General features: G+C 47.8%; 7 protein-coding genes. 6 read left to right on the top strand and 1 reads right to left on the bottom strand.

Annotated features, from left to right (window positions below):
- The first annotated feature begins 41 nt into the window (after positions 1–41).
- The 4 genes from ACI1P2_RS03655 to ACI1P2_RS03640 all read left to right on the top strand — a co-directional run bounded on the left by ACI1P2_RS03655 (position 42) and on the right by ACI1P2_RS03640 (position 7,529).
- The gene (locus ACI1P2_RS03655; protein WP_355316945.1) at positions 42–1,187 is read left to right on the top strand and encodes a glucose-1-phosphate adenylyltransferase; all 1,146 of its coding nucleotides are present in this window, start codon (positions 42–44) and stop codon (positions 1,185–1,187) included.
- 21 nt (positions 1,188–1,208) lie between these two features.
- Complete coding sequence (gene glgD, locus ACI1P2_RS03650) at positions 1,209–2,312, top strand: glucose-1-phosphate adenylyltransferase subunit GlgD (protein ID WP_355316944.1); 1,104 nt, start codon at positions 1,209–1,211, stop codon at positions 2,310–2,312.
- A 60-nt stretch (positions 2,313–2,372) separates the two neighbouring features.
- Positions 2,373–4,826: a glycogen/starch/alpha-glucan phosphorylase gene (locus ACI1P2_RS03645; protein WP_355316942.1), complete on the top strand. Its 2,454-nt coding sequence runs from the start codon at positions 2,373–2,375 to the stop codon at positions 4,824–4,826.
- 264 nt (positions 4,827–5,090) lie between these two features.
- On the top strand, positions 5,091–7,529 hold the full coding sequence (locus ACI1P2_RS03640; protein ID WP_458295591.1) for a heavy metal translocating P-type ATPase: 2,439 nt from the start codon (positions 5,091–5,093) through the stop codon (positions 7,527–7,529).
- Here the strand turns inward: ACI1P2_RS03640 and ACI1P2_RS03635 are convergent.
- Positions 7,500–7,973 (bottom strand): EVE domain-containing protein, encoded by a 474-nt coding sequence (locus ACI1P2_RS03635; protein ID WP_355316938.1) that lies wholly within the window; start codon positions 7,971–7,973, stop codon positions 7,500–7,502. The two genes, ACI1P2_RS03640 and ACI1P2_RS03635, sit on opposite strands and share 30 nt — an antisense overlap.
- A 751-nt stretch (positions 7,974–8,724) precedes the next feature.
- Here ACI1P2_RS03635 and ACI1P2_RS03630 point away from each other — a divergent pair.
- Both ACI1P2_RS03630 and ACI1P2_RS03625 read left to right on the top strand, forming a co-directional pair.
- On the top strand, positions 8,725–10,125 hold the full coding sequence (locus ACI1P2_RS03630; protein ID WP_355316936.1) for a helix-turn-helix domain-containing protein: 1,401 nt from the start codon (positions 8,725–8,727) through the stop codon (positions 10,123–10,125).
- 278 nt (positions 10,126–10,403) lie between these two features.
- The gene (locus tag ACI1P2_RS03625; RefSeq protein WP_355316934.1) at positions 10,404–11,729 is read left to right on the top strand and encodes a helix-turn-helix domain-containing protein; all 1,326 of its coding nucleotides are present in this window, start codon (positions 10,404–10,406) and stop codon (positions 11,727–11,729) included.
- Positions 11,730–11,936: the final 207 nt, after the last annotated feature.

The following is an 11,936-nucleotide window of genomic DNA, read 5'->3' as shown; positions in this document are numbered from 1 at the left end:
CAAAATGGTTCGCATTTTCGCACATTGAAGGAGGAATTTTCATGCAGAACAAAGAAGTACTGGCGATGCTGCTCGCGGGCGGGCAGGGCAAACGGTTGAAAGGACTAACGAGAACACTTGCCAAGCCTGCCGTCTATTTTGGCGGAACGTACAGAATTATCGACTTTCCCCTCAGCAACTGCGCTCATTCCGGTATCGATACGGTTGGAGTGCTGACACAATACGAGCCGCTTGTTCTGCATTCCTATATCGGCGTGGGGAGCGATTGGGATCTGGACCGCAGAAACGGCGGCGTCTATGTGCTGCCTCCTCATGAAAGGGAAGACGGCAACAGCTGGTACAGAGGAACGGCGGATGCGATTTTCAGAAATCTCAAATTTATTGAACAGTTTAACCCCGAGCATGTGCTCATCCTCTCCGGCGACCATATCTATAAAATGAATTATGCGACCATGCTGAACTTCCATAAAGAGAAGAACGCCGACTGCACGATTTCCGTCATTGATGTCACCATTGAAGAAGCCAGACGCTTCGGGATATTGAATACGGATGAAAACCTGCAAATTTATGAATTTGAAGAAAAGCCTCAGCAACCGAAAAGCACCCTCGCGTCCATGGGCATTTATTTGTTTAAATGGAGCGTGCTCAGGGAGTATTTGATCACAGCCTCGCAAAACCTCGACAGCTCGCATGATTTCGGCAAGGATATCATCCCGCTTATGCTCAGTCATGCCAAAACATTGTACGCCTACCCGTTTCAGGGATACTGGAAGGATGTAGGAACCATTCAAAGCCTGTGGGAAGCCAACATGGACCTGCTCGCACTTGATCCTCCCCTGAATCTGAACGATCCGGATTGGCGCATTTTTACAAGAAGCCCGAATCAGCCCGCACAGTATATATCCCCTAATGCGGTTCTCAACAATTGCATCGTGAATGAAGGCTGTGTCGTAAGCGGCAGGGTAGAGCATTCGGTTCTCTTCTATGGGGTAGAGGTCGGAGAGGGCAGTCATGTATCGGATTCCGTCATTATGCCTGGCGTGAAGATCGGGCGCCATGTCCGCATCCATCGTGCGATTGTGAGCGAGAACGTCATGATTGAAGATGATGTCGTAATTGGCGGTGATGCGGGGGATATCGCGCTGATTGACCATGACACGGAAGTGAAGGCGGCCCAAAATTATTAAGGAAATGGACGGTGTGAAAGCATGAACCCACTGATCGGCGTTATTAATCTGGACAATGAACTGGATCATCTGAAGGAGCTGACTTACTTCCGCTGCGGGGCGGCCGTTCCCTTTGCAGGCCGTTACCGGCTCATCGACTTTACACTGTCCAATATGATGTATGCGGGTATTCTGGATACGGCCCTGTTCATCCGCAGGAAGTACCGTTCCTTGCTGGATCATTTGGGGGATGGGCGCCCATGGGACCTGGACCGCAAACGCGGCGGGCTGTTCGTGCTCCCTCCGGACTGGAATGATCCGACAGATACGTCCAAAGGGGATCTGCAGCATGTGCATAATAATCTGGACTTCTTTAAACGTGCCGCAGGAGAAACCATCGTTCATTCCGGCTCACGGCATGTCAACAAAGTTGATATCGGGGACGTCTACCGGTTTCACAGAGAGAAGGGAGCTGACGTTACGCTCGTGTACCGGCAGGTGGAGCGTCTTGAACCGGAGCATGCGCCCTGCACCCGTCTGGAGGTGAACGAGGATGGAAGAGTAACGGAGATTCATCAGGAGCAGAGCCATCATAATATATACATGGAAATGTTCATCATGGATAAAAGGCTGTATTTGCAGGAGGCGGAACGCTCTATCGCGCATGGCGACAGCAACTTTTTTCGCGACGCCATCCAGCGCAATCCGGACCGGCTGCAAATTTATGCTTATCGCTATGACGGCTATCATGCTTTGATCAATTCGGTGGAGAGCTACTTCAAGCACAGTATGGCGCTGCTGGATCAAAAGCAATATCAGGCGTTATTCCAGCACAGGCCGGCCCATACCAAAATCAAATATGAGGCTCCCACAAGATACCTGGATGGGGCAGAGGTTGAAAACTCTTTGGTTGCCAACGGCTGCATCATTGGCGGAAGGGTGGAGAACAGCGTCATTTTCAGAGGGGTACAGATCCATAAGGGCGCGCGGGTCAGCAATTCGATTATTATGCAAAAATGCGTCATCCGTGAAGGAGCTGTCATTGAGAATGTCATTCTCGACAAGGATGTCAGATTATCCGAAGAGACCACATTGATCGGCAGCGCCAAAAGCCCCTATGTGATCGCCAAAAATACCAAAATGTAAATAAATACTCTGGCTGATGTGCTGCAGAAGAATCGGCTAAGGATCAGGAGGTACTCACCGTTGTTCAGCACTAAGGAAGAATTCAAGGAACAATTTCGGCTGCATCTTGTCGGACGTCTGGGAATCCCGCTGGCAGAAGCCAAGGCTGATGACGTGTATAAGATATTGGGCAGCATGATCAGGGAATATGTCGGCAAGAACTGGGCCAGAACAAATCAGGCGTATAAGGAGCGCGGGGAGAAGCAGGTCTATTATTTCTCGCTGGAGTTCCTGATGGGTCGGCTGCTTGGCAATAATCTGCTGAATCTGGGCGTCCTTAACATGGTCCGGGAAGGACTGAGCGAGCTGGGCTGGGAGCTCGAAGCGATCGAAGCACAAGAATCGGACGCGGGTCTCGGCAACGGCGGTCTCGGGCGGCTGGCCGCCTGTTTTATGGATTCGCTCGCTTCGCTGGGTTATGCGGGACACGGTTGCGGCATCCGCTATAAATACGGTCTCTTCGAACAGCGGATCGTGGACGGTAATCAGGTGGAGCTGCCGGATTATTGGCTGCAGAAGGGCAATGTGTGGGAAGTCCGCCGGCCTGAGAAAAGGGTCGAGGTCTTCTTCTGGGGCAGGGTGGAAAGCCGTGAGGAAAACGGCCGCCTTGTTTTCGAAACAAAGGACGCCGAGAAAATCTGGGCCGTTCCGTACGATATTCCGTTGATCGGCTACAGGCGGGGAAACGTCAATACACTGCGGATCTGGAGCGCCGAGTCGGCTCTGGACTCTGCTGCCGGCCATTTTCCGAGCGGTGAAGGCTATTATAAATATCTGGATTACAGCCGGTCCATTGAGTCGATCTCGGAGTTCCTGTACCCGGATGATTCGAATGAAGAGGGCAAGCGACTGCGCTTGAAGCAGCAGTATTTTCTCTGCTCCGCCGGTCTGCAGAGCATTCTGCGCACCTATGACAAACAGCAGCTTTCCTATGATCATCTGCCTGACAAAATCGCCATTCATATCAATGACACACATCCGACGCTCGTTATTCCGGAATTGATGCGTATCCTGATCGATGTGAAAGGCATGGGCTGGGATGAAGCATGGGATATTACAAGCAGAATGGTAGCTTATACAAACCATACGATCCTCAGCGAAGCGCTGGAGAAATGGCCGGTGCCTATGATCCGCGAGCTGCTGCCGCGTGTCTATATGATCATTGAGGAGATCAACAAACGGTTCTGTGCCATGCTGCTTGAGCGGTATCCGGGCGATGAACGGCGGATGTCAGAAATGGCCATCATCTATGGAGACCAGATCCGTATGGCTAATCTGGCCATTGTGGGCAGCTACAGCGTAAACGGCGTGGCTGCGCTTCATACGGAAATATTAAAGCAGCGCGAGATGAGGCCGTTCTACGAGTTGTTCCCGGACCGTTTCAACAACAAGACGAACGGCATTACACACAGGCGGTGGCTAATGCATGCCAATCCGGAACTGGCACTGCTTTACAAAGAAACGCTTGGCGAAGCTTGGGTCCGCGATCCACGCAGATTAACCGGATTGATGCAGTATACTGAGGACTCATCCTTCCAGCAGCGGGTGCAGGACATCAAGCAGGACAACAAGCGGAGACTGGCAGGATATATTCTGAGCAGACAGGGGATATCTGTCGATCCTTTATCCATTTTTGACGTTCAGGTCAAGCGGCTTCATGGCTATAAACGGCAATTGCTGAACATTATGCATATTATGCACTTGTACAATGAACTTAAAGAAAATCCGGCCAGGGACATGACTCCGCGCACCTTCATATTTGGGGCCAAAGCCGCTCCGGGTTATTATCTGGCGAAACAGATCATCAAGCTGATTAACAATGTGGCTGACACGGTCAATCATGACCCGCAGGCAAGAGATCGGATAAAGGTTGTTTTTCTGGAAAATTACTCCGTATCTCTGGCTGAGCTCATTATCCCGGCCGCGGACGTGAGCGAACAAATTTCCACTGCCGGCAAGGAGGCTTCCGGTACGGGAAATATGAAATTTATGATGAACGGGGCGTTAACGATCGGCACGATGGATGGCGCCAATGTTGAAATGCATGAAATGCTGGGGGATCGGAATATGTTTATCTTCGGTCTGCGTGCGGAACAGGTACTTGAATATTACCGTACAGGAGGATATTCCGCGCGCCGCAAGAGCGAGGAGGATGAACGGCTGCGCAGGCTGCTGGAGCAGATGATCCAGACAGGTCCTTTCACGAGCCATGAATGGGAGTTTGAAGCAGTCTACCGCTCATTGATCGACCATAATGATGAATATTTTGTGCTGGAGGATTTTGCGGCTTATGTGGACACACAGGCCCAAATCGATCAGATTTACCGCGATCCGTCGGATTGGACGGGGCGGGCGATCGTGAACATGGCGCATGCAGGGAAGTTTGCGAGCGACTGCACCATCCGGCAGTATGCGGACGATATCTGGCAAATCCGTCCTCTGGATGAGGACATTTCAAGCAGAAAGGTGTATTAAAGTTCACACGTTGTCTACAATTCAGGGTTAAATCATCTAGGGGTATGGCTCGATGGAGTCATGCCTCTTTAAGTTCCTTAAGAGTATCCTATTAAAAGCGAACATATGAAACCACTCCATTTAGATCCCTATGAAGTTTGGAGTGGACGATCCATTTTGAAGAAGGAGACGGCAATCATGAACAATCTCCCCCCAACAAATCATTCTATATACCTTAATACAGATTCACCGGAAGTTTGGCAGACAACACTGCAAATTAAGGGAATGACCTGTGCAGCGTGCTCGGCTCGGATTGAAAAGGGATTATCCCGTATGGAGGGTGTACTGCATGCCAATGTAAATCTTGCTTTGGAAAAGGCAACCGTATCCTATGATCCTGTGACTGTTGGCGTGAACAACCTTCGGGAGAAAGTGGAGGCACTTGGTTTTGAAACCATCACAGAATCCGTTGATTTATACATTACTGGCATGACGTGTGCCGCATGTTCCGCGCGTATTGAGAAAGGACTCTCCAGACTGCCGGGTGTATCCCGTGCCCATGTGAACCTGGCGCTGGAAACAGGCCATGTCGAATACGCCGCAGGAACGTTGAGAGCCTCGGACCTGATATTCCAAATCAGACAGTTGGGTTACACTGCGAAGTTAAAGGAAACAGAAGAAGAAACCATCTCCTTGAGGGAACAGGAATTGCAGCGAAAAAAATGGAAATGGATCCTGTCCGCCATTCTTTCTTTCCCGCTATTATGGGCGATGGCAGGGCACTTTTCATTCACTTCCTGGATATGGGTTCCAGATCTATTTATGAATCCCTTGTTTCAATTTATACTCGCTACGCCTGTACAATTTATACTGGGCCAGCAGTTTTACATAGGCGCCTACAAAGCTTTGAGAAACGGCAGTGCCAATATGGATGTGCTGGTCGCTCTAGGGACAAGCATGGCTTATTTGTACAGCTGGTATTTGATGTCATTAACCGGCACCGGCGGAATGTCCGGCCATAATCATGGAGGAAGTGCGGAAATAACGGAGGCCACGAATGCGGTAACACAGGCTCCTGTTGATTTTTATTTTGAAACCAGTGCGGTGCTGATCACTCTAATCTTGTTCGGCAAATGGTTGGAGGCATTGGCGAAAGGCCGTTCTACCCGGTCCATCAAGAGCTTGATGGAAATGGTTCCGCGCAGCGCGCGTGTCATTCGTGATGGTCGGGAGATCAGCCTCGTTCCTGAATACGTATTGGTGAACGATCTTGTCATTGTAAAACCCGGTGAAAAGATACCCGTTGACGGCGTGGTGGTGGAAGGAATCTCTTCCGTTGATGAATCCATGCTGAGTGGCGAAAGTCTGCCAGTGGACAAGAAACCCGGGGACACCGTAACAGGAGCTACTTTAAATAAGAATGGCACACTAAGTTTGCGGGCAACCCTGGTAGGCGCAGATAGCGCTTTAATGCAGATTATCAAAACCGTGGAACAAGCGCAGGGCTCTAAAGCTCCCATACAGCGGATTGCAGATGAGATATCCGGTATTTTTGTGCCTATTGTAGTAAGCCTCGCAGCCTTGACGTTTCTGTTCTGGTATCTATTGGCGAATCCCGGCGACTTCGGCGGATCATTGGAGAAAGCGATAGCCGTACTGGTCATTGCCTGTCCTTGTGCTTTGGGACTAGCTACACCGACATCCATTATGGCCGGTTCCGGACGTGCAGCTGAATACGGTATCCTGTTCAAAGGTGGAGAGTATTTGGAAACGGCACAGCATATTCAGACGGTTGTACTCGACAAAACAGGAACGGTAACCAACGGGAAACCGGTATTGACGAATGTGATGACAGCCCCGAACTGGACGGAAACCGAGTTTCTGAAGCAGGTGGGCGCTGCCGAGCAAAGTTCGGAGCATCCACTAGCCTTAGCCATTGTCGAAGGAATCAAAGAAAGAGGAGTAAGCCGTTTTCCCAAGTCAGAGCAGTTCGAGAACATTCCGGGTTACGGTGTACGAGCCCGTGTTCAGGGAAAGGAAATTCTGGTTGGTACAAGACGTCTGCTTGCAGATCATAAGGTAGAGGTTTCGCGCAAAACGTCCCAGCACTTGTCCGAGCTCGAACATCAGGGGAAGACAGCGATGCTCGTTGCAGTGGATGGACGGTGGGCTGGGATTGTAGCGGTGGCTGATACGATTAAAGATACTTCACGAACAGCGATCAGCCGGCTTCAGGCCATGGGGATCGATATAATCATGATGACAGGAGACAATGAGCGTACCGCCCGTACCGTGGCTAACCAGGCTGGAATTGTTAAAGTACTGGCTGAAGTGCTTCCTGAGGGCAAAGCGGCAGAAATACAGAAACTGCAGGAAAGCGGCCGGAAGGTGGCGATGGTGGGGGATGGAATTAATGATGCTCCCGCTCTCGCTGCAGCCGATATCGGCATGGCCATCGGAACGGGGACAGATGTTGCCATCGAAGCTGCGGCTGTCACCCTCATGCGTGGAGATTTGAACAGTATTGCAGACGCCATTGAGTTGAGCCGACGAACCATGAGCAATATCAAACAAAACCTGTTCTGGGCGCTAGCATATAATGTCATCGGTATCCCCGTTGCAGCCATGGGCCTCCTGGCCCCTTGGCTGGCAGGGGCAGCGATGGCTTTCAGCTCCGTATCGGTTGTGCTGAATTCATTGCGCCTGCAACGGATGAAATTGTAACATCTCATTCGCTATGGTCACAAAATCCTCCCGACTGATTTCTAATTGCCCGAAGCGGAAGGAGTAACCCCAGTTGCGTCTTCCTCTGGTGAAGGTCAGCTTGTCCAACAGATTGGCGATTTTCACGGCCCGGCAAGGCAGATAATGCATATTGCGGCGATATGGTATAAAATCTTCACTCATTTTAAAGGGATAGACGGCATCGTCTGCGACCCGGCCAATCGCCGTAAATGCCTGCAGGGCCTCCCCTCCCTTTATATCTGTGCGTGGGGAGTAGTAGATAAGCCAATCCCCTGATCGCATTCTCCCGAGCAGTCCCGCTTTCCCGTGACAGGTCTGCGCGATCCCTTCTTCCACCGCGTGGCTAGCGTGGGATGCAGAGACTACACCGAGCCAAAAACGGTTATTTTCATCAATCACGAAATCATGTGTTTTATCGGTCATCATCGTATGCCTTCCTTTCGTTTGAACTTTCTCTACTATACAAAAACGCTGCTGACAGCATTATGTCAGCAGCGTTTCATCTTTTTTAACTCTCCTTGGCGGTTATCGTTCAGCATCTTTACTGTATGAGTATATAAGCCAAAAACCAATGATGAGAAGAAGGACAGGAATTACAAACCACCAAAGATCAATATTAAAAATGCTATATCGAAAGGCTCCGCTATTGATGTCGGCAGAACGATCCACAGACTTAAGCGCAGAGATTAGGAACCCGGTACATAGAATAATTACCGAAGATAAGATAGATGTGCATCCGAGAAACAATTTGATCATATTGATTCCTCCTTGGCTTCCTTTTAATTCTATTTTAATATTTGATGTCCAATATTCCTTAATGTCTCGTCATTTTCTGATAACACGGTTCAGTTTATCCTCGTAAAATAAAATGATACTTAATTGCGATATTTCTAGAAAAATTTTATCTCAAAAAAGCTAGAAAAATATACACATAGATACCAGAAAGTAGTATAATGATGCAGACAGGAATAAAATTCTAGCTTTGTTTAAGATTTCAGATAGTATAAACCTCCTAGCAGTGGCTTCCTGAAATCGCAAGAAAAACTATTGCAAAATGCAGTCTGTCTTCTGTGAAAGTACATCGAAAAACGTTTTTCTTACAACAGGGTTCCTGGGTCATTGAAATGACATCAAGATATTGCGAAGCATGTCAACCTATTGTGGGGTGGTTTAATTGGACAAGACAACCACGATACGCTCAGAAGTTGAAAAGTTTATGGAACGTGAAGGGCTGACGCTCAGTGATATGGGGCGCAAGACTGGGATCAATGTGGGAAGTCTTAGCTCGATCATCACTGGCGGGAGGATGATGGCGGTAAACCAGCTTGACCGGATCACCGAGATGATGGGATTCCCGGAAGGTCATTTTTACAACCTATACATACAAGATAATAGGGCCGTGACTCAGCCGAACTGGAGGCGGCTCAGACCTTTTATTCACAGATGCGCCGATTTGAACAAGCTGGATTGCATTGGTCAGGTCACAAGTTGGCTGCTGGACAACATCGTATATTGTCCCGTGCTGTTTGAAGCGGCGGAGGAGCTGCTGCAGGCGGGAAAAAAGGAGGCCGCCGCCGTTTTATATGAGGGTGTGGCCGTAACGGAGCATTCGCAGCATTCCGAGCGTCTTGCTCTCTGCCAGTATCGTTTGTTTACGATCAGATTAGGCGATGATCAGGCGCAAAACCTGGAGGTAGCAGCCCAATTCGAGCCCTATGTAGAACGATTGGATGAGGTTCTGCAGCTGGATGCGCTTAAAGATTTGGCGAATGTCTACCGTTCCCTGCGCAAATGGGACAAGGTGGACAAGTTTGCTGAAATGATGGGGACTAGGGCAAGAAGGCATTACTTTGCCGAGCGCCGGCAAAAGCGCAATGGGGAAGACCCTTATTCTAAACTAAGCAGACCGCTGTTTGTGTATGTTGCTTATAGTGATTTGCTTCGGGGTTCTGTGTGTAAAGAACGAGGGGAATATGAGCAAGCCTTGGAGTTTGTTTCAAGATATGCTGATTTAAGCTGGGTAAAGGAGCATGACGAAGACACCGAGCATTGGAGGGGACTATTTCAAGGGTGGGTAAAAGCAAATTTCTATGTAGCTAAATTATTATCGGGAGATCTCAGCGTACTTAATGATTATGTAGATTACTTTGAAAGAAATAAGGATGAGATTCTTTTAGCACTATTAAATATAGCCGAGGTAGCTAACGCTTATCAAGCGAATATTGATGGTATCCTTTCTCGTTTTGATTCGGAAATCAAGTCTCTGGGCGAACAATTAGAGGGGACAATAATCTACGATAAGAGATTCAAAGCAGACCGCTATTCACGTTTATTGAATGAATTGTCGGATTATTACTTGCAAAAAGGGGAGTATGGGGTTGGGTTTAAATATTTATTGGATAGTTTACAAAAGTCATTTATCATTAATAACGAGACCATTATTATAAAATGTGTTAGTCTGTTTGAAAATTTTAGAGAGTATGCAGCTTCCGAAACACTGGCAGTATATCAAATCCTTTTTAGTGAGGTGTACCAAAATGAAAAAAATAATCGCTTTGTTTCTAGTAGTTGCTAGCCTTATACTGGTTTACGAGGTGCCAGGTTCGGGATCGATTTACAAACCATTTGAAGACCACGGTGGGGCATAAAAGAGACTACATAGGTACATCAGAAAGGCCAGTTTTTATAGCTGGCCTTTTTAATGGTGAAATTTACACCTCCTAAATATATACATTAAGTAGCATACTATTTTTAATGGAATAAAATTTTAGAGTTTGTTTATGAAAGGGTACCTGATCATTTGCTGACATCTATAGTTTAAGCAGAGTGTCAACTTATGAAGGAGTGGTTCATTTGGATAGGACAACCACGATACGCTCAGAAGTCGAAAAGTTTATGGGACGCGAAAAGCTGACGCTTAGTGATTTGGGACGCAAGACTGGCCTCAATGTGGGAAGTCTTAGCTCGATCATCACAGGGAGAAGGACCATGTCGGTGAATCAGCTAGACCGGATTACCAAGCTGATGGAGCTCCCGGAGGGCCATTTTTACAATCAATACATACAAGATAATATGGCTGCGACTCAGCCGAATTGGAGGCGGCTCAGGCCGTTTATATTCAGATGTGCCGAATTGAACAAGCTGGATTGTATTCAACAGGCCATCAGTTGGCTGCTGGATAATCTGGTGTACTGTCCCGTACTTTTTGATGCGGCGGAAGAACTGCTGCAAGCTGAAAAAAAGGAGGCAGCGGCCATTTTATATGAGGAAGTAGCCAAAACAGAGCATTCCCAGCATTCCGAGCGTCTCGCTCTCTGCCAATATCGTTTATTTACGATCAGGTTGGGTGACGATCAGGCGCTAAATTTACAGGCAGCGGCCCAGTTTGAGCCATATGCAGAACGATTGGATGAGGTACTGCAGCTGGATGCGTTAAAAGATTTGGCGAACGTCTATCGTTCACTGCGCAAGTGGGACAAGGTGGACAAGTTTGCCGAAATGATGGGAATGAGGGCAAGAAGGCATTACTTTGCAGAGCGCCGGCAAAAGCGTAGTGGGGAGGGTTCGTATTCTAAACTGAGCAGACCGCTGTTTGTGTATGTTGCTTATAGTGATTTGCTTCGCGGCTCTGTTTGTGAAGAACGAGGGGAATATGAGCAAGCCTTGGAATTTGATTCAAGATATGCTGATTTAAGTTGGGTGAAGGAGTGCGACGAAGAAGCAGAGCGTTGGAAGGGACTATTTCTGGGGTGGGCAAAAGCAAACAGCTATGTATGTAAATTATTTTCCGGAGATTTTAGCGTACTTTATGATTATGTCCAATATTTTGAATCAAATAAAGGTGAAATTCTCTTGTCATTATTAAATATTGTAGAGGCAGCCAATCGTCATAATGTTAATATAGATGATATTCTTCTGCGTTTTGAAGAGGAAATCAAGTCTTTAGAAGATCAGATCAAGGATCTAGGAACATACGATAAGAGATTCCAGGCGCAGCGCTTTACACGTTTAATGAATGAACTGTCGAACTACTACTTACAAAAAGGCGAACATGAGGCTGGGCTGAAGTACTTATTAGAGAGCTTAACAAAGTCAGCCACTATAATCATTGATAACAATATTGTTGAAAGTGTTAGGCTATTGAAGGCACCGAAAAACAAGACCTTTGTTGAAGGCTGACCAAAAAAACTAGAAAATTCTATCGGTTGTGAGCGACGCTATTTGGGTAAAAACGGTCTATTAATCTATTAAGCCCCCTAATTGGATTGGAGAGTATCTAGGGAAATAAGGTACTATTTATTTAGGGGGAGAGCACAAGATGAGACAACGAAATAATGCGTTTAAAGAAGTTCGTTATAAAGTAGCCCAAGAAGCACTCGCTGGAAT

Source organism: Paenibacillus jiangxiensis (assembly GCF_046098255.1).
In the GTDB taxonomy this organism is placed as follows: domain Bacteria; phylum Bacillota; class Bacilli; order Paenibacillales; family Paenibacillaceae; genus Paenibacillus; species Paenibacillus jiagnxiensis.
This window is presented reverse-complemented; position numbering and strand designations above follow the sequence as displayed.

Excerpts from the sequence above, each read along its gene's own strand:
- ACI1P2_RS03640 (WP_458295591.1), top strand. The coding sequence starts at position 5,091 with ATGACCTGTGCAGCGTGCTCGGCTCGGATTGAAAAGGGATTATCCCGT.
- ACI1P2_RS03655 (WP_355316945.1), top strand. The coding sequence starts at position 42 with ATGCAGAACAAAGAAGTACTGGCGATGCTGCTCGCGGGCGGGCAGGGC.
- glgD (WP_355316944.1), top strand. The coding sequence starts at position 1,209 with ATGAACCCACTGATCGGCGTTATTAATCTGGACAATGAACTGGATCAT.
- ACI1P2_RS03635 (WP_355316938.1), bottom strand. The coding sequence starts at position 7,973 with ATGACCGATAAAACACATGATTTCGTGATTGATGAAAATAACCGTTTT.